We start from the raw sequence: 19,107 nt of genomic DNA, 5'->3' as shown, positions 1-19,107 counted from the left end.
ACATTTTTAATGACTCATACTCTTAAAAGGACCTTCGCCATGCTTTTATTGGCGATTTTCGGAAGTACAATCCTTTATAACTGTGAACCTGATCCGGATTCTCTTGGTGAGCAGTTGTTTAATAATGACGCAGCACAAGGTAATGAAATATCATATGATGTTGTTGCATACAATTATAATAATAATGACTCTATCAGGAGTGATGCTGCCAGATTGATCAATGGATTGAATGAAAGTGGCGGAGCCTTAACGGTAGGTGTTCTTGGAGCTTTCACAGAAAGCCAGTTCGGAATGCAGAGAGCTTCTTATCTTACTCAGCTAAGAATGCCTGTTGATAATTTCGATTTTAATGGTGCAAACCCAAAAGTAGACTCTGTAGTTCTTGTGGTAAGACCACCAGCCAATACAATTTCCAATACTTATTACTTTGAAGGTGATTCATTAAAGACCAATACATACGCGAAAACTGATTTCCCGGTAGATGGAGTCGCTACAGAAGTTTCTATTGAGAAAAAAACGTATCCTGTTCGTAAATATGGTAAAATAGGAGGCGCTTCAAAATCAATGAAGATCAATGTACATGAGATTACCCAATTTCTGGATTCAAATGATGATAGCTTTAAGCGTTCTAATGTGAATGTAAGTACTGGGGAATTGTTAGGGTCAGGAGTATTTGACGGTAACGTAAGCGCAATCTCTATTACCAAAAAATCTGATAATTCAGTTGTATTCACAGGAAATCTTGGATACAGACTGAAGCTGACCAATACAGACTTTTTCCAAACTCATATTCTTGATAAAAAAGGAAAGCCTGAACTTCAGGATGCTTCCAACTTTATCAGATATTTTAAAGGAATCAGAATTTCTGTGGATGAAACGGATAAATACCTTTACCAGTTCTCTCCTAATGATTTGCAGCTTATCATGTATTATAAATATGATAAAGTAGATAACGGAACAACTACAAGACCACAAACAAATCTTGTATTTAATGTAGGAGGTCTTAATGCTCATATTGGACAATATGAATTCGACAGAAGCGGAACTCCGTCTGCAAATGCATTGGCATCAATTAATACCAATGACGGAGATGCAAAACTTTATGTTCAGGGTATGGGAGGTCCTTCTGCAGTTGTGAAAATTAAGGATGAAACGATTGCTGCTCTTAGAGATATTTATACAAAAGATAAGATAGGTATTTTAAGTGCTAAGATCAGAGTATATCTGGATCCTGCAAGCTGGAAAAATACCAATTCAACAGAAGACCGTAGGTTTACAGTGAATCCAATGAAGGCTGATGGAACTCTTGATTTCTCAAAATTAGCTTATTCATCAGACTTATTAGCTGGTCTTGGGTTATATAATTACAATGAAAGTAAAGGGTACTATGATTTTGTAGTAACAAAAACCCTTAAAGATCTTGTTGAAGGGAAAACAGAAAAGGATGCGAGTGGAAATGATCAGCCAATAACTAATAAACCATTATGGATCAATGCAGGAACATTCGCTGCAAATGCTACAGGAAATCTTTTAGGTGTTCGTAATACAACAAGAGCATTTGATATGAATAGAATGATTCTTACAGGTTCATTAGACAAAACAAACGCGAACAGAGTCCAGCTTAAAGTGACTTACGCTACAAAAAAATAAATACAATAAAAAAACACTAGACAAAATAATATGTGCGGAATAGTAGGATATACAGGTTTTCAAGACGCTTACGAAATTGTAATCAATGGTCTTAGAAGATTAGAATATAGAGGGTATGACAGTGCCGGAATTGTTTTAGAAGGTTCAGACAATAAGCTTGAAGTAGAAAAAACAAAGGGTAAAGTTGAGGATTTGGTGAATATTTCGAAAGATTTAAAAGGAACATCCAAAATTGGAATGGGGCACACACGTTGGGCTACCCATGGAGTTCCAAGTGACAGAAACTCCCACCCGCATTTGTCAAACAACGGAAAAATAGCAATTGTACACAATGGTATTATCGAAAACTATGATACCATTAAAACAATGCTTACTGAAAAAGGATTTACTTTCAAATCAGAAACAGATACTGAAGTATTGGTAAACCTTATCCAGTATTTTATGGATCTTAATCCTGAAACTGATTTCCCGACAGCAGTAAGATATGCATTGAATGAAGTATATGGAGCATATGCCATCACTGTACTTCATGAAGATTATCCCGGAGTATTGGTAGTAGGAAGATTAGGTTCTCCTTTAGCAATCGGAATCGGTGATAAAGAATATTTTATTGCATCTGATGCTTCTCCTTTCGTAGAGTTTACAAAGGAAGCTATTTATCTTGAAGAAGGACATATGGCTACCATCTCTCTTGAAGGTGGAGTAGATATCAGAACCATCAATGATAACTCTAAAATTGAGCCTGAAATTCAGGAGCTTAAACTTAGTCTTGAACAGATAGAAAAAGGTGGATATGAGCATTTCATGCTTAAAGAAATCTTTGAACAGCCAAAATCTGTACACGATACAATGAGAGGTAGGCTTATTGTAGATGAAGGAGTGATCAAAATGGCAGGAATCTGGGATCATGTGGAAAGATTCAAAAATGCCAACAGAATCATTATTATTGCTTGTGGTACTTCATGGCATGCAGGTCTTATCGGAGAATATCTTATAGAAGAATATGCAAGAATCCCTGTTGAAGTAGAATACGCATCAGAATTCAGGTACAGAAACCCAATTATTACAGATAAAGATGTAGTGATTGCCATTTCTCAATCCGGAGAAACCGCTGATACGATGGCTGCTTTAAAACTGGCAAAAGAAAAAGGTGCATTTATATATGGTATATGTAATGTTGTAGATTCTTCAATTGCAAGAATTACAGATGCAGGTTCATATACGCATGCCGGTCCTGAAATTGGAGTTGCTTCTACAAAAGCATTTACGGCACAGCTTACCATCCTTACTTTAATTGCATTTAAATTAGGAAAACACAACGGAAACTTAGGAAACGCTGAATTTATGAGCTTAATTGCTGAGCTTGATGCTATTCCTAAGAAAATTGAAGAAGTGTTGAATACAACCCATGAGCTGACGCAGAATATTGCAAAAGATTTTGTGAAAGCTACAAACTTCCTTTATTTAGGAAGAGGGTACAATTATCCAGCTGCCCTTGAGGGAGCATTAAAATTAAAAGAAATTTCTTACATCCATGCAGAAGGATACCCGGCTGCAGAAATGAAGCACGGTCCTATTGCCCTGATCGATGAAAATATGCCAATTGTAATTATAGCACCTAAAAAAGGCCACTATGATAAAATTGTAAGTAACGTTCAGGAAATTAAAGCGAGAAAAGGAAAAATTATCGCTGTAGTTAATAAAGGAGACCGTCAGGTGAGTGCAATGGCAGATTATGTTATTGAAATCCCTGAAACTTCAGAATGTTTCTCACCAATCGTTGCTTCCGTACCACTACAACTGCTTGCTTATTATATTGCAGTATATAGAGGAGCCAACGTAGATCAACCAAGAAACCTTGCAAAATCTGTAACCGTGGAATAAAAAGTTGTTGTAAATAAAATAAATTTAGATTTCTTCCGTTATTTCAAAAAAAATCTTAAAAGTTTCTTAAAAAAATTATATATTTACGGCTTAATTATAAAAATTAACATGAAAAGGATATTTCTTTTATTATTGTCTGCGTCGGTAGCATCGGTATCTTGTTCAGGTGGTGGCAGCTCTTCTGTAGGGAAGCCAGGAACAAAAGGAGAATTGATACCAAGAGAAAAAACTAAATCATTTGTTGCGGAAAGACCATACGGAATGGTCGCAATTCCTGCAGGTTCATTTGTTGCTGGTTTAGCAGATCAGGATCCAACAAATACTCCTGAAAAAGCAGCATTGAAGACTGTTACTGTTTCTTCTTTCTTCATGGATGAAGCAGAAACTACCAACTCGGAGTACAGAGTATTTATCAATTATGTAAGAGACTCTATTGCGAGAACTTTACTTGCTGAAGCTGCCGGAGAAGGTGGTGATGAAGGCGGACGTAAAGGAGCAGCAATAGGAGATTACGCATATCTTGCTAAAAAAGAAGAAAATTTAACACCTTATCAAGAATATATGGAAGGCCAGGGAGGCCGTGAAGATGGAGGATATGATGCTAGCAAAAGGTTAGATTGGAAAATTCCTTTACACTGGAGTACAACAAAATACCCGGATGTAGAATACGCAGAGGTTTTAGAATCTATGTATCTGCCTTCTTCTTCAAGAATTGGAAACGAAAGAATTTTAGATGTAAGTAAGCTGAAATATACTTACCGTTGGGGAGATATGGACGCTGCTGTTGCAGATAACGAAAGAGGAGCTAATTACCTGAAAAGTGAAAGTATCGCGATCTATCCTGATACTACAGTTTGGGTAAAAGATTTCCACTTTGCTTACAATGAGCCATTATTTGAACAATATTTCTGGCACAAAGCTTACAAAGACTATCCTGTAGTTGGAGTAACCTGGGATCAGGCAAGAGCTTATTGTAACTTCAGATCTAAATTGAAAACTGATTACAACGAAAGTTTAAAAAGAAAAAAACAAAGACCATTAGAGTTCCGTCTTCCAACTGAGACTGAATGGGAATATGCTGCAAGAGGAGGTATGCAAAATGCTACTTACCCTTGGGGAGGTCCATATTTAATGGATGACAGAGGTTGTTACCTTGCGAACTTCAAACCGAAGAGAGGTAACTACATGGAAGACGAGAAAAAAGGTACTTATACATATACAGCTCCAGTTAAGAAATTTAAGAAAAATGGGTTTGGGTTATTTGATATGGCTGGAAACGTTTCTGAGTGGACATTATCTTCGTTTAACAATTCCTCAGCTGGATTCTCTTCTACACTAAATCCTTCTACTAAAGATAAAAAGGATACGAAGAAATCTGTAAGAGGAGGATCTTGGAAAGATATAGGATATGCACTAATGACAGGTGCTAGAGATTGGGAAAGAAAAGATTCCGCAAGAAGCTATATCGGATTCAGAACTGTACAGGATATTCCTGAAGCAGCTGTTAAGCCAAGAAGAGTTAACAGAAATTAATCAGACAATTTTTCAATAACAATTTTATTTAACATTAAAAAAACTAACTCAATATGTTTAAGACTAAAGATGCTTGGATGAATTTCTTTTATTCATTCGGTGCTGCAATTGTAATTCTCGGAGCTTGGCTTAAAATTACTCACTATACCTTGGGACCAATTAATGGTAATCTTGCTCTTACAGTGGGACTTATTACCGAAGCTGTTATTTTTATCATTTTTGCATTTGACCCTCCAAAATCAGAAGAATCTTATGCATGGGAGAATGTTTATCCTGAGTTATTAGATAAACATGCTAACCCAAATCCTTTGCACTCTAATGTTTCTTCCAGAAATAATAACGCTGCAGCTCAGTTTGCTGAATTAGAAAACTCTCTTTCAACTAAATTGGACAAAATGCTTGAAGACGCTAGATTAGATGTTCAATTATTTGAGAGATTAAGAACAGGAATTGATAAATTTTCAAACTCTGTTGATCAGATCAATCAAACTGTTGACGTATCTGCTTCTACTCATAAATATAATGACCAATTGAACAAAGCAGCTCAGCATATGGAAAGCATGAATGCTCTTTATGCTATGCAATTGGAAAGCGGTAAAAAACAATCAGAATTTGCTAATAAATATGTAGCAGATATGCAGAAATCTGCAGAGCACTCTGAAAAGTTCAACCAAGAGCTACAAGGTTTAACATCTAATCTTAATAATTTAAATAGAGTTTATGGTGGTATGCTAACTGCTATGAAGTCTTAATTCCTAACCATTTCTAAATTTAACTACTTAATCAAAAAACAAAGAAAAGAGAATGGCACAAGGAAAACAGACCCCTCGTCAGAAGATGATCAACCTGATGTATTTGGTGTTCATCGCGATGATGGCCCTAAATATTGATGCAGAAATCATCAGATCATACTATGACTCTACTAGAGCATTAAATGAAACCAGAACTTTAACAGAAAGAAAGAACGAAAAGATTTTTGAAAGAACATTAGAAGCTAAAGCTCAGCAAGTTCCGGATACCTACGCACAGCCTTGGGCTCAATACAAAGTGTTGAAATCTAAGATTGATGTATTGGTGAAATCTTCTCAGGATATTAAAGATTTGTTAAAGAAACAGTCGGATTTTCATGATAAAGATAAAGACGGTAAAGATCTTGATGTAAGTGAGAATTTTTCTGCACTTAACAATAATGAAGCTACTACAGATTATTTCTTTAAAGAAGGAGATGAAAATTCCCCTTCAAAGAATGCATTAGATTTGAAAGCTAAAATTGATGACGTAAGAAATTATATCAATGCTACTTTTGGAAATAATGCTCAGCTTAAAGACTTAGTTGAAAGAGCTAACAGGTCTCTTATTGCAGAATATCCTAAAGGAAAATCTCCAAATGAAAAGACTTGGTTCCAAAATAAATTTTTTCATCAGACACTAATTGCTGCAATATCTAATTTGGAAATTATCCAAAATGATGCCAGAAATGTACAGTCTGATGCATTGGCACTATTACTTCAGGAAAAAGTAGATGCGAATATTAAATTCTCAAGCTATGAACCAATCGTTTCAGGTCCGGTAGATATCCAGGCAGGAAAACAAGCTGAAGTAAAAGTAATGTTAGGAACTTATTCTAACAGCAATAAGATCAGTATCTCTGGTGTAGGCAGAGTAGAAAACGGTAAAGGTATTACATCTATTTCAGGTTCTGGAATTGGTGAACATAAATTAGGAGGTACTATTACATTAACAGATGCTTCAGGTAAGCCACAAAGTTTCCCTTGGACGCATACTTACAATGTAATCGCAGGACCTAGAGAAGTAAAACTTGAAAAAGGACTATTACTTTCTGCAGACAAAATGAATGTAATGTATAGAGGACTTGAGAACCCTGTTTCAGGATCAATCTTAGGTGCTGACAATTCTAAACTTTCATTATCTGCTCCAGGTGCATCTGTGAAAAGTACAGGCCCAGGAAAATGGAGTATAAAACCAACTTCGGGTAATACGGTTAAGTTAACATTGTCAGGAACAGATCCTTACGGAAAATCTGTATCTCAGGTATTTGAATACAGAATTAAAAATGTACCACCACCACAGGGTCAGATCAGAGGAAGTAGTATAGTATCTATGCCGGCAACTTCTATCCAGAACCAAACGGTACAGGCAGCAATTCCTGACTTCGACTTCCCTGTTTCATTTACTGTAACGCAGTTTATGGTAAGAGTACCTGGTAGAGCAGCATTACTAGTTCACGGAAATTCATTAAATGATGCCGCTGGATTAGTGAAAAATCTTAGATCAGGAGATGTAGTTTCTATCTTTGATATTAAAGTTACAGCTCAAGGTTTAGATGGCCAGGTTATTAAGAACATTACTCCTATAATCATTAACATTCCATAGGACTAAAATTGTAATTTATTATGAAAAAATATATTAGCACCCTTTTAGTATTAGTTTCGGGATTTGCTTTTTCCCAGACTATTCTGAACGCAGCTTCTCCGGAAGAGTTCAGACAGATGAGAGCAGAAAACAAACAGAAAGTTGGTGATACTATTGTAGATAAAACGGTAAAACCTCTTGAGTATGGTTTTGTAGAAGAAAAAGACATCCTTAAGAGTATGTTTGTATGGGAGATCATTGATATGAATGATAAGATCAACCAGCCATTCTACTATGATAATGAGAATAGTCTTCTTTCTACTCCAACAAGATCTTTATACCAATTATTGCTGGATGCAGCTTTATCTGGAAAGATCGAGCAGATATATGATGATGAAAACTTTACTGTAAAGCTTTCTCCTGAAGGAATTCAGAAGAGATTGGAAAAAGTAATCATCAATGATGCTGCTATTGATATCTTAAACTCTGGAAGACAGCTTACAGAAGCAGAAAAGAAACAATATACTGACGTATTTAAGACAACTACTGATAAAGTAAAAGTTCTTAAAATTATGGGTATGTGGTTTATCGATAAGAGAGATGGGCAAATGAAATACAGACCTCTAGGCATTGCTGCAATGGGACCAGATCCTGCAGTACAGGGTGTTATTGGTCCGGATGGTAAACCTATTGCAGGTAACGATGAGCTTATTGACCTGTTCTGGATCTATTATCCAAATGCTCGTGATGTTTTAGCAAACAATTTTGTCTTCAACAGAAAAAATTCGTCTGCTGATTTATCTTTCGATGATGTAATCAATGCAAGAAGATTCTCTTCTATCATCTATAAATCTTCAAGCGGTTTAGGAGATGGTACTATTAATCACTATATCCCTAAGAATGCTGATGAACAGCTGGAAGAAAGTGATAGAATCAAAGCACAGATTCTTGATATGGAAAATGAAATGTGGAATTACTAGATTTCACTTGATATTTATAGAAAACCTGAGTATTTTTACTCAGGTTTTTTTTATTATGAAATCGCCCTTTGTTTATTGCTAATCAATAATCATAATCAATAATGTAGGCGATTACATATGACCTTTAAATAAATGAAATTTCTCATATGAAAAATGTAGATTATATTATTGTAGGAGATGGATACGCAGGACTATTTATGGCTCATCAGCTAATTAAAAATGATAAGTCCTTTGTTATCTTTTCTGAGGGAAGGAAAAGTGCTTCACAAGTTTCAGCAGGAATTATCAATCCGGTTGTTCTAAAGAAATTTACCACATTCTGGAAAGCACAGGAACAAATAGATTTTCTTAAAGATAGTCTGAATGAAATAGAATCTTATACCGGAGAAAACTACCTGATCAATGCTCCCATTCACCGAATCTTTCATGATGAGAATGAACAGACTCTATGGCTGAAAAAATCGGGGAATGAAGAATTATCGGCTTTTCTTGATGAAAATTTTGATCGTTTAAATGTATTAAAAAATGACTTTCAGACCGGAAAGGTGAATCAGTCTGCCAGACTGAATGTTAATGGATTTTTCACAGGTCTATTCAATTATTTTGAAAAAAATGATCATTTGGTAAAGGAAAAATTCGATTATACCAAATCGAACCCTTCAGAATCCACATACAAAGATTTTACCTTCAAAAATATTATTTTCTGCGAAGGGATGGGAGTGAAGGATAATCCATACTTTTCAGAAATAGCAGTGAATCCAAACAAAGGTCACCATATTAAAGTAAAATTGTCTCAGCCAATTCCTGAAAACATAACGGTTAAGAAAAAACATTTCTTATTTCCGACCGGAAACGGACTTTATTTCTATGGTGGAACCTACGATAGGGAACAGCTTCATCATCATATTGACGAATCAGCAGTTGAGCAATTGGTCAAAGGACTTTCCGAGTTTTATCCTTACGATTTTGAAGTGGCGGAAGTACACTTTGGCTTCCGTCCCACAGTAAAAGACAGAAGACCCATCATTGGCAGGCATGAAACATTGAAAAATTTATATGTTTTTAACGGATTAGGTGCCCGTGGTATTCTGAATGGCTGTTATTTTACAAGAGATTTATTCCGCTTTATTGAAGAAGGTATTCCGTTGCATGAAGAAGTTTCTATGAATAGATTTCATTAACATATTTTAGTATATCTATCCAAAAATGTACAATGTATGAATGAGAATATATTAGGTATCATTGCCGGAATTCTGACTTCTGTTTCCATGATTCCACAGTTGATAAAAGTGATCAGAGAGAAGAATGTGGAAGATATTTCTCTGCTTATGCTTTTGGTCCTTATTTCAGGGCTTTCACTGTGGGTCTGGTATGGCTTTGAAAAAGGTGAATTACCTATTATTTTGTCAAATGCATTTGCTGTTTTGGTGAACATCAGCCTTCTAATTTGTTACATCATTTACAATAAAAAAGAGTAAAGTATATAAAAAAAGACGCCCAATTTTCAGGCGTCTTTTTTTATTTAAGTGAGATAGAATTATTTTATTGAAGAACGAATTTGGCTAAAGGAGCCATTCTTGCTTTGTTTAAAGTAAGCGTATTTCCATTCACAGAATAGTTATCCGCTGCAAGGATTGCTTTTGTAAACTGGTTTTCAATATCCAGATCTTCGCAAGCCATCATGGTAGACATTCCCTGGTTGAATTTTATTCTCATTATCTCAGGTTTGATCTCGAAAGTTCCTCCCAAACCGTTGCATCCTGCATGTCCTTGGTATCTCATGCCATTCATATCAAGTTTGAAATAAGGATTGTTCTTAGGATTTTTAAGATCAATCGGCTTTCCATTAAGCTCAGTAAGCTTCCATGTTTTTCCTGTAATATCAGTAGTTGCTTTTTGTGTATTCTGTGTTTTACAAGAAACTACTAAAAACGTTGCGATAACAAGTGCCGATAAATAATAATATAAACTTTTCATAATGCTTATTTTTTTTAAGATGAATGGTGTTCAATATGCTAATACGATGCCATTTTCGCCGGTCCTGATTGTTTTTTTTCCTGTTTAAGGTGGAATAGGACCATATCTACATTCTTCTTCAGGAAAGTTATATTTCCTTTAATATCAGAATATTGATACTCATCATTAGAGGCTGTATACTCCGGTAAAGCATCACTTTTTTTAAGGTCAAAAGTTTTACCGTTTAAATGTATAGTTGCGGTATTTTTGGTGCTGTTGATGGTTACTTCTATCTTTTCTCCATAGCTGTCAACATACACATTTTTGGAAATGTCGTCTGCATTTTCCGGAGCAGTAGTAGTAAAGGTTTCAGTTTCTTTTCCGGGATGTTTACACGCTGTTAGGGAGATAATGATCAATCCGAAAAGGATTGGTACTAATAATTTTTTCATAGTGAGATGTGATTTTAAAGTGTTTCATGAATAATGATGTTAATGCCTTATAAATTTACAAATATTTTTAATAAATATATGTTAAATTTTCATAAACTAACAGAAAATATAAATTAAAGTAGATTTATCTCACTATTTTTTGAATCATTTTTCAGGAAACGGGAAATAATAATTATTGTAGAAAAATCGGGAAATAGAGTCTAGTAAGGGGTTTTTAAACGTCTTATTTTCAGAAAGATGCTGTGGTTTTTTTTCATTTTTTATCTATTTGTGTTAATCTTTGGCAAAAATAATTCAAAAAAGAGAGACAAACAATAAGTTAATATTAATAAAATGAAATCATGACAAAAGTTAGGTTAAGTTGTTTTAATTCAGTAATACAAGTACCCTAAAACTGATTTAAATGGCACTTTATAATGTCAAAAAACACAACAGATTTATGACTAGAATTTTTTCTAGGTGTTGAAATTGGCTTGATTTTTGAAAATTGAAAATTACACAGATGGAATACAGAATTTCCCGAATTGTGCTTGAATAGAGGAAGTATTTACTATTTATCAGTTTTTTATATTCAGGTATTTTAAAGGATAGTTAAATTTTGTTAATCCATGATGATAATGTCATAATCTGGGTGTACATTTGCAACTTCAAAATGAGAAACTTCGTAGTATACTTTTTAACCGGTCTTTTTCTACTCTTTGTAGTAGAAAGCAGAATCGATATTAAAACTCTTCGAAATGACTACAGCGGTCATACTTCTCATCATATGCCCAAAAGAGCCAATCGCCTGAATCAGACTTTTGAAAAACTTTCTGTTCAGCAGATGGCAGACAATGTAGACAACTCAACCTTAGAGCTTACCGAAAACGATTTCCAGCTTTCTGATGTATTACAGGCTGTAATTGTTTTTGCCGGGGTTTTCTCATTAGTCTACATTTTTGGATTAAAAAGCTATAAAAGATCAAAACCGGATATTCACGGCTTTGTTCTGGGCTTGGCAACCAAAAGATTTATTCTTATCCGTTCCATCAGAATTTAAAATTTTTCTGTTCTATTTATTTTCTGCCTGATACCAGGTGGGAAGTCCTTACGTTGTGCATGTTGGTAATCATCACATCGTACCCTTTTTATTACCGTTTTTTATTTCTATCAAAACATTAACGATTATATAAACTCTAGAATTATGATAAAAAGAGTTGCTTCGGGAATTGCGCTGAGTGCCCTTTTGTTGGCGGTTGGCTGCAATAAGAAAAAAGAAGAAAAAGAAGAAGTTACCGTCTATCCGGTGACATCCCCTGTGGTAATGGATACCGTAATCAACAAAGAATACGTAGCCCAGATTCAATCTGTAAAAAACATTGAAGTGAGAGCTCAGGAAAAAGGTTTCCTGGAAAAAATCTTTGTAGATGAAGGACAATATGTACAGGCCGGACAAACCTTGTTCCGGATTATGCCTAAACTGTATCAGGCAGAATTATTAAAAGCAAAAGCAGAGGTAGAACAGGCTTCTATCGAACTGAAAAATGCAAGTACATTAGCAGGAAACAACATTGTTTCCAAAAATGAAAAAGCAATGGCAAAAGCCAAGCTGGATGCTGCAAATGCAGAAATGAAACTGGCTCAGATCCACCTTTCATTTACAGATATTAAAGCACCATTCTCTGGTATTATCAACAGAATTCCTTTGAAACTGGGAAGTCTTGTAGATGAAGGAGACCTTTTGACATCATTATCGGATAATACAAATATTTATACGTATTTCAATGTTTCCGAGCCTGAATATTTAAGTTATCAGACTCACGCTGCAGACAGAGGAAGTAACCAGGTATCCCTGATTACTGCTAATGGAGAAATGTATACACAAAAAGGAGAGATTCAGACGATTGAAGGAGAATTCGATAACGAGACCGGAAATATTGCTTTCCGTGCCAAATTCCCTAATCCGGATAAGCTTCTTAGAAATGGAGAAACAGGAAAGATACAGATGACAATGCCTGTTCATAACGGTTTGATTATTCCACAGAAATCTACCTATGAAATTCAGGATCAGAAATATGTATTTGTTATTGACAAAAACGGAGTGGCAAAATCCCGAAATATCAAAGTCGCTTATGAACTTCCGGATCTTTATATTGTAGGTTCAGGAATCTCAAAAGGAGATCAGATTCTTCTGGAGGGAGTTCAGAAAGTGAAGGACGATCAAAAGGTGAAAACAAAATTCCAGGATCCTAAGAAAGTTCTTCAATCATTGAAATTAAAAGCAGAGTAGTGGTCTCTAAAATGAAGTAGTATGTTTAAAAAATTCATTCGCAGACCTGTTCTGTCTATAGTAATCTCATTGATTATTGTATTTATGGGAGTGCTGTCATTGGTAAAACTTCCAGTGACTCAGTTCCCATCTATTTCTCCGCCTAAAGTAAATATCACCGCAGAATATCCTGGTGCTAACAACGAATTGTTGATTAAATCCGTAGTTATCCCTTTGGAAAGAGGATTAAATGGAGTTCCAGGTATGAAATATATGACCTCAGATGCAGGTAATGATGGGGAAGCTTCCATTCAGCTTGTATTTGATCTGGGGACAGATCCCAACGTAGCTGCAGTAAACGTGCAGAACCGTGTATCTTCGGTAGTGAATAAGCTGCCGCCTCTTGTAGTACGTGAAGGAGTAAAGATCACACGTGAGGAACCCAACATGTTGATGTACATTAACCTGTATAGTGATGATCCTAAAGCTGACCAGAAATTCCTTTTCAACTATGCAGATATCAACGTGATGTCTGAATTGAGAAGGGTAAGTGGTGTTGGTTTTGCAGATATCCTGGGAACCCGTGAATATGCCATGCGTATCTGGCTTAAACCAGATAGATTAACCGCTTATAATATTTCAGCTGATGAAGTAATGGAATCTCTGAATGAGCAAAGTTTGGAAGCTTCTCCGGGTAAAACAGGAGAAAGCTCCGGAAAACGCTCTCAGTCATTTGAATATATCTTAAAATATTCGGGTCGTTTCAACAATGAAAAAGATTACGGAAATATTATTTTAAAAGCAAAACCGGATGGAGAATCGGTAAGACTGAAAGATGTGGCGGATATAGAATTCGGAAGTTCCATGTATGATATTTATTCTACATTGAATGGGAAGCCTTCTGCCGCAATTACTGTAAAGCAATCCTATGGATCCAATGCAAGTGACGTTATCAAAAACGTAAAAGCATTGATGAAAGATCTTGAAAAGAATAACTTCCCTAAAGGAATGCATTATGACATTAGTTATGACGTTTCCAGATTCCTGGATGCATCCATGGAAAAAGTAATTCACACATTATTTGAGGCTTTCGTTTTGGTAGCCATTGTGGTATTCTTATTCCTTGGAGATTGGCGTTCTACATTAATTCCGGCGCTAGCTGTTCCGGTTTCATTGGTAGGAACATTTGCTGTAATGTCAGCCTTTGGAATTACCCTGAATATGATTTCCCTCTTTGCCTTGGTAATGGCGATCGGGGTTGTAGTAGATGACGCGATTGTAGTAATTGAAGCCGTTCACGCCAAGATGGAAGAGAAAAATCTTTCTCCATTAAAAGCAACAGAAGAAGCAATGCATGAGATCAGTGGAGCAATTATTGCAATTACATTGGTAATGGCATCTGTATTCATTCCGATTGCATTTATGTCCGGACCGGTTGGAGTATTCTATCGCCAGTTCTCTATCACAATGGCATCATCCATTATCCTTTCAGGAATTGTAGCTCTTACTTTGACACCAGCATTGTGTGCTTTGATCTTGAAAAATAATCACGGAAAAGCTAAGAAGAAAACTCCGATTACTATTTTCCTTGATAAATTCAACAACCTGTTCACGAAAGGAGCTGGCAGATATGAGAAAATGTTGAATAAAACAGTGACTAAAAAGACAGTCACATTACCGTTACTATTAGCATTTTGTGCCTGTACATTCTTCCTGAGTAACTCTTTACCTTCAGGATTTATCCCGGCAGAAGACCAGGGGATGATCTATGCCATTATTCAGACACCTCCTGGATCTACATTGGAAAGAACCAATCAGATTGCCAGAGAACTTTTGAAAGAATCCGAAGATATTGATGGAGTGCAGTCTGTTTCATCCCTTGCAGGATATGAGATTTTGACGGAAGGTACCGGATCCAACTCAGGAACCTGTCTGATCAACCTTAAAAGCTGGGAAGAACGTAAAGAATCTGCTGCAGAAATCATTGAAAAACTCGAGGAAAAAGCCAAAAATATTCCAGGAGCTAATATTGAATTCTTCCAGCCGCCGTCTGTTCCCGGATATGGAGCAGCAGGAGGTTTTGAACTTCGTTTGCTGGATAAAGCAGGAAGTGGAGACTATCATAAAATGGAGCAGGTAAGTAATGATTTTGTGAAAGAGCTGAAGAAGCGTCCGGAGCTGGGGTCGGCATTTACATTCTATTCTGCCAGTTTCCCACAATATATGCTTAAGATTGATAATGATCTTGCAGAACAAAAAGGGGTGACTATTGAAAAAGCAATGGATAATTTATCTACACTGATCGGTTCCAACTATGAGACGAGTTTCATCCGTTTTGACAGACCATATAAAGTAATTGTTCAGGCAGGCCCTCAATACCGTGCCTTACCAACAGATATACTGAAATTATACGTTAAAAACGATAAAGATCAGATGGTTCCGTATTCAGACTTTATGAGATTGGAAAAAGTTTACGGATTATCCGAGATTACAAGACATAATATGTATAACTCTGCAGAGGTGAGTGGAACTCCGGCACCTGGATACAGTAGTGGACAGGCAATTCAGGCGATTCAGGAAGTTGCGGATAAAACGCTTCCAAGAGGATTTGGTATCGACTGGGCAGGTATTTCCAAAGATGAAGTAAGCCGTGGGAATGAAGCGGTATTTATCTTCCTGGTATGTTTAGGATTTGTTTATCTGATTCTTGCTGCTCAGTATGAAAGTTTTATTCTTCCGTTACCAGTAATTTTATCTCTTCCAACGGGTATTTTCGGAGCCTTTTTATGTTTAAAACTTTTAGGATTGGAAAACAATATCTATGCGCAGGTAGCAATGGTTATGCTAATCGGACTTTTAGGTAAGAATGCCGTGTTAATTGTAGAGTTTGCCGTACAGAAGAAAGCAGAAGAAGGGATTTCTGTAGCAAAAGCTGCTATTGAAGGAGCTGCCATTCGTTTCCGACCTATTTTAATGACATCATTTGCATTCGTTGCGGGATTGATTCCATTGGTGATTGCAACAGGACCGGGAGCTATTGGTAACAGAACGATTGGTACTGCAGCAGCAGGTGGAATGTTGATCGGAACTATTTTCGGATTGATGATTATCCCAGGATTGTATTATATCTTCGGAACAATTGCTGATAAGTCTAGACTGGCCAGATATGAAGAAGAGAATCCTTTAACAGAACAAACTGAACCTTATGAACATGATGGAAAATTCGAAGACTAAAAATATATTCACAGCCATTGCCTTATCGCTTGTACTTGCAAGCTGTAAGGCGCCAATGGCGACTGTTATAAAAGACGAGGTAAAAGAAAATATTCCTCAAAACTTTAATCAGGATGAACAGCAGGATGCTAATAACAATAGCGGAACAACTCCATGGAGACAGTTCTTTACAGATCCAAACCTGGTAACCCTGATTGAGACAGCTCTAAAAAATAATCAGGAGCTGTTGATCACTCTTCAGGAGATTGAGATTGCGAAAAGTGGTGTTTTAGCCAAAAAAGGAAGATTAACTCCCACTGTTTCTGCAGGGATAGGAGCCGGATTGAAAAAATCCGGACGCTACACCAGCGAAGGAGCAGGGGATGCTACTACAGAGATTGAACCAGGAAAAGAAATGCCAGATCCACTTGGAAATTTTGGAGCGGGATTAAATGCAAGCTGGGAGATTGATATCTGGAAAAAACTCAGAACGGAAAAAGAATCTGCAGTTGCCCACTATCTTTCTACAGTGGAAGGGAAAAACTTTGTTTTGTCTAATCTTATTGAAGAAGTTGCTGATAACTATTATGAATTATTGGCTCTGGATAACCAGTTGGATATTATACAGCAGTATATCAAGCTTCAGCAAAGAGCATTGGAAATTTCCAAAATTCAGAAAGAAGCTGCTGCTGCAACGGAATTGGCGGTGAAGAAATTTGAAGCAGAATTGGCGAAATCCAAAGCGGCAGAATATACGATCCGTCAGCAGATCACGGAGAAGGAAAATCAAATTAATGCTTTGCTCGGAAGGTATCCACAACCGATCGTGAGAACAAAGGAAAACTTTATGTCTACCATTCCTCCCACAGTGTATACCGGAATTCCGTCACAGTTATTGGCAAACCGTCCTGATATCAAACAGGCGGAATTGGAGTTAAAAGCTTCAAAACTGGATGTAGAAGCTGCAAGAAAAGAGTTTTACCCTTCTTTGGAGATTTCTGCAACATTAGGTCTGGAGGCGTTTAAACCTTCCTATCTTGTTAAAATGCCGGAATCCATTGCTTACAATCTGGCAGGTGAACTGGCAGGTCCGCTGATTAATAAGAGCGCGATAAAAGCGAATTTCCAGACGGCAGATGCAAAACAGGTTCAGGCATTGTATGAATATGATAAAACCATATTGAATGCTTATCTGGATGTTGCCAATCTAATGTCAAAGGTTAAAAATATAGATCAGTATTATCAATTGAAATCACAGGAAACCAAAGCCCTAGATCAGTCTATTGATATTGCTAATCAATTGTTCCGCAATTCAAGAGCGGATTATCTTGAAGTTCTTTTGAACCAGAGAGATGCGCTGGATGCTAAAATGGAGCTTATCGAAGCAAAACAGAAGCAGCTCAGCACAGTAGTCGACATCTATAAAAGTTTAGGTGGAGGCTGGAAATAAAACATCATAATTCTATCAATAAACAGTTAATGTTTTGGGGTCAATTCTTTTAGGATTGGCCCTTTTTTATTTTTAATACGACAGGTTTTGTCGTTGTAGAGAGATAATTTTGCATTAGAATAAGACATATTTTACTACATCATAAAAGAGATTTAAAGATTAATAGAATGATTTACGGCGTACCACATTAAAATAAGTTTCGTGTCTTAAAAAGTGTTAAATTCGCGCAGTTTTAAATAAACTGATTAATAACTCAAAAAACAACAAAGTGTGAGAAAACTTTATCTCAGTGCGCTAATCTTATGCGCAGGCTTGAGCTTATCCGCTCAGGAAGTGGTATGGCAAAAAGATATCAAATCCTCTACCCAGGATTTTCTAAGCCAGGTAACCACAACCATTGATCAGCAATATTTGATCACAGGAAGTTCTATACAGCCAGGAAGCGGGAAGCTGGAGGCTGGAAGTAAGCAAAACAACGGTTATGATTTTCATCTGGTAAAATTAAATCAACAGGGTGAAGAAGTTTGGGAAAAATACTTTTCCGGACAGAATCATGATTATTTATCAGCAACCGTTACCACACAGGATGGTGGGTTTCTCTTAGCAGGAACGTCTTACTCCGGAAAAGGTCTTGATAAAAAAGAGGATTCCAAAGGAGGATCAGATATCTGGCTGATCAGAATCAATGAATTTGGAGATCAGTTATGGCAGAAAACCTTGGGAAGTTCTTCTGATGAAGAAGCAAGAGCAGTCATTCAAACAACAGATTTAGGATTCTTTGTTGCGGGCAACGTTCAAAGTTCTTCAAAAGGTTACGGTTCTAAAGATGTCTTGATCACAAAATTGGATAAAGATGGAAAAGAATTATCACAATTAATCCTAGGTGGAAAAGGTTTAGATGAAGTGGAAAAGATGATTCCAACGAGAGACGGCGGAGCATTACTGGGAATTTATTCCAGAAGTACATCTGTTAAAACAACTCATCAGCAATCAACGATCAATACAAATACTCCGTCTGACAGAACAGCAACCCCAAACCTACTATCTGCAACTTCGAAGCAAACTGAAAACTTCGGTGAAGGTGACTACTGGATCGTTAAGCTCGATAAAAACGGAAAAGTAGAATGGGAGAAGAACTTCGGAGGAAAAGGAGATGATCATATCAGAACCTTGGCATTAACTTCAAACGGATTCATCATTGGAGGAGAATCAAGATCGGAAAGATCAGGAAACAAAACTGTTGGATTGGAAGAAGGAACAGATCTTTGGCTGATTTCTTTAAATGAAAGGGGTGATGAACAATGGCAGAAATCCTACAATTTCAAAAACCGCGATATCCTGATGGGAATGAGTGTTCTTCATTCCGCG

At 36.5% G+C, this 19,107-nt stretch carries 15 protein-coding genes; 13 read left to right on the top strand and 2 right to left on the bottom strand.

Annotated elements, in window-relative coordinates; all coding sequences use genetic code 11:
- Positions 1–9: 9 nt before the first annotated feature.
- From ACM6F9_RS19180 to ACM6F9_RS19145, 8 genes are all read left to right on the top strand, one after another.
- Entirely contained in the window at positions 10–1,650 is a 1,641-nt protein-coding gene (locus ACM6F9_RS19180) for a DUF4270 family protein (RefSeq protein ID WP_414847180.1), read from the top strand.
- Between the two features lie 30 nt (positions 1,651–1,680).
- Positions 1,681–3,534 carry a glutamine--fructose-6-phosphate transaminase (isomerizing) gene (gene glmS / locus ACM6F9_RS19175; RefSeq protein WP_414847179.1) on the top strand — a complete coding sequence of 618 codons (1,854 nt, stop codon included), beginning with the start codon at positions 1,681–1,683 and terminating at the stop codon, positions 3,532–3,534.
- Between the two features lie 108 nt (positions 3,535–3,642).
- Positions 3,643–5,067: a gliding motility lipoprotein GldK gene (gene gldK / locus ACM6F9_RS19170; protein WP_121490094.1), complete on the top strand. Its 1,425-nt coding sequence runs from the start codon at positions 3,643–3,645 to the stop codon at positions 5,065–5,067.
- Between the two features lie 53 nt (positions 5,068–5,120).
- On the top strand, positions 5,121–5,819 hold the full coding sequence (gldL, locus tag ACM6F9_RS19165; protein WP_414847178.1) for a gliding motility protein GldL: 699 nt from the start codon (positions 5,121–5,123) through the stop codon (positions 5,817–5,819).
- Between the two features lie 52 nt (positions 5,820–5,871).
- Complete coding sequence (locus tag ACM6F9_RS19160) at positions 5,872–7,461, top strand: GldM family protein (protein ID WP_414847177.1); 1,590 nt, start codon at positions 5,872–5,874, stop codon at positions 7,459–7,461.
- Positions 7,462–7,481: 20 nt separating this feature from the next.
- A complete protein-coding gene (gldN, locus tag ACM6F9_RS19155; RefSeq protein WP_414847176.1) occupies positions 7,482–8,420 on the top strand; it encodes a gliding motility protein GldN in 939 nt (312 codons plus the stop codon).
- A 146-nt stretch (positions 8,421–8,566) separates the two neighbouring features.
- A complete protein-coding gene (locus ACM6F9_RS19150; protein ID WP_414847175.1) occupies positions 8,567–9,601 on the top strand; it encodes an NAD(P)/FAD-dependent oxidoreductase in 1,035 nt (344 codons plus the stop codon).
- Positions 9,602–9,637: 36 nt separating this feature from the next.
- A complete protein-coding gene (locus ACM6F9_RS19145; protein ID WP_105704380.1) occupies positions 9,638–9,898 on the top strand; it encodes a SemiSWEET transporter in 261 nt (86 codons plus the stop codon).
- 64 nt (positions 9,899–9,962) lie between these two features.
- Here ACM6F9_RS19145 and ACM6F9_RS19140 read toward each other — a convergent pair whose 3' ends face one another.
- Positions 9,963–10,397, bottom strand: a complete 435-nt coding sequence (locus ACM6F9_RS19140) for an META domain-containing protein (protein WP_414847174.1) — start codon at positions 10,395–10,397, stop codon at positions 9,963–9,965.
- 38 nt (positions 10,398–10,435) lie between these two features.
- Positions 10,436–10,828 carry a multicopper oxidase domain-containing protein gene (locus tag ACM6F9_RS19135; protein ID WP_414847173.1) on the bottom strand — a complete coding sequence of 131 codons (393 nt, stop codon included), beginning with the start codon at positions 10,826–10,828 and terminating at the stop codon, positions 10,436–10,438.
- A gap of 652 nt (positions 10,829–11,480) precedes the next feature.
- Between ACM6F9_RS19135 and ACM6F9_RS19130 the strand changes: the two genes are divergently transcribed.
- The 5 genes from ACM6F9_RS19130 to ACM6F9_RS19110 all read left to right on the top strand — a co-directional run.
- On the top strand, positions 11,481–11,867 hold the full coding sequence (locus ACM6F9_RS19130) for a hypothetical protein (RefSeq protein WP_414847172.1): 387 nt from the start codon (positions 11,481–11,483) through the stop codon (positions 11,865–11,867).
- A gap of 147 nt (positions 11,868–12,014) precedes the next feature.
- Positions 12,015–13,097, top strand: a complete 1,083-nt coding sequence (locus tag ACM6F9_RS19125) for an efflux RND transporter periplasmic adaptor subunit (protein WP_414847362.1) — start codon at positions 12,015–12,017, stop codon at positions 13,095–13,097.
- A gap of 21 nt (positions 13,098–13,118) precedes the next feature.
- Complete coding sequence (locus ACM6F9_RS19120; protein WP_414847171.1) at positions 13,119–16,310, top strand: efflux RND transporter permease subunit; 3,192 nt, start codon at positions 13,119–13,121, stop codon at positions 16,308–16,310.
- Complete coding sequence (locus tag ACM6F9_RS19115; protein ID WP_105704385.1) at positions 16,282–17,739, top strand: TolC family protein; 1,458 nt, start codon at positions 16,282–16,284, stop codon at positions 17,737–17,739. The genes ACM6F9_RS19120 and ACM6F9_RS19115 overlap by 29 nt, the downstream gene beginning before the upstream one ends.
- Positions 17,740–18,009: 270 nt before the next feature.
- Positions 18,010–19,107, top strand: a 1,098-nt coding sequence (locus ACM6F9_RS19110; protein ID WP_414847170.1) for a T9SS C-terminal target domain-containing protein, incomplete at its 3' end; no start/stop codon positions are given.

The sequence above is a fragment of the Chryseobacterium sp. IT-36CA2 genome (genome assembly GCF_949767875.1).
Classification (GTDB): Bacteria; Bacteroidota; Bacteroidia; order Flavobacteriales; family Weeksellaceae; genus Chryseobacterium.
Note: the sequence above shows the minus strand (reverse complement) of the source record. Positions and strands in the feature narration are given on the sequence as shown.

Bases quoted from the DNA above. Each gene is read 5' to 3' on its own strand.
- ACM6F9_RS19115 (WP_105704385.1), top strand. From the start codon at position 16,282: ATGAACATGATGGAAAATTCGAAGACTAAAAATATATTCACAGCCATT.
- gldL (WP_414847178.1), top strand. From the start codon at position 5,121: ATGTTTAAGACTAAAGATGCTTGGATGAATTTCTTTTATTCATTCGGT.
- ACM6F9_RS19160 (WP_414847177.1), top strand. From the start codon at position 5,872: ATGGCACAAGGAAAACAGACCCCTCGTCAGAAGATGATCAACCTGATG.
- ACM6F9_RS19140 (WP_414847174.1), bottom strand. From the start codon at position 10,397: ATGAAAAGTTTATATTATTATTTATCGGCACTTGTTATCGCAACGTTT.
- gldK (WP_121490094.1), top strand. From the start codon at position 3,643: ATGAAAAGGATATTTCTTTTATTATTGTCTGCGTCGGTAGCATCGGTA.
- ACM6F9_RS19135 (WP_414847173.1), bottom strand. From the start codon at position 10,828: ATGAAAAAATTATTAGTACCAATCCTTTTCGGATTGATCATTATCTCC.
- ACM6F9_RS19120 (WP_414847171.1), top strand. From the start codon at position 13,119: ATGTTTAAAAAATTCATTCGCAGACCTGTTCTGTCTATAGTAATCTCA.
- ACM6F9_RS19180 (WP_414847180.1), top strand. From the start codon at position 10: ATGACTCATACTCTTAAAAGGACCTTCGCCATGCTTTTATTGGCGATT.
- ACM6F9_RS19145 (WP_105704380.1), top strand. From the start codon at position 9,638: ATGAATGAGAATATATTAGGTATCATTGCCGGAATTCTGACTTCTGTT.
- glmS (WP_414847179.1), top strand. From the start codon at position 1,681: ATGTGCGGAATAGTAGGATATACAGGTTTTCAAGACGCTTACGAAATT.
- ACM6F9_RS19150 (WP_414847175.1), top strand. From the start codon at position 8,567: ATGAAAAATGTAGATTATATTATTGTAGGAGATGGATACGCAGGACTA.
- gldN (WP_414847176.1), top strand. From the start codon at position 7,482: ATGAAAAAATATATTAGCACCCTTTTAGTATTAGTTTCGGGATTTGCT.
- ACM6F9_RS19130 (WP_414847172.1), top strand. From the start codon at position 11,481: ATGAGAAACTTCGTAGTATACTTTTTAACCGGTCTTTTTCTACTCTTT.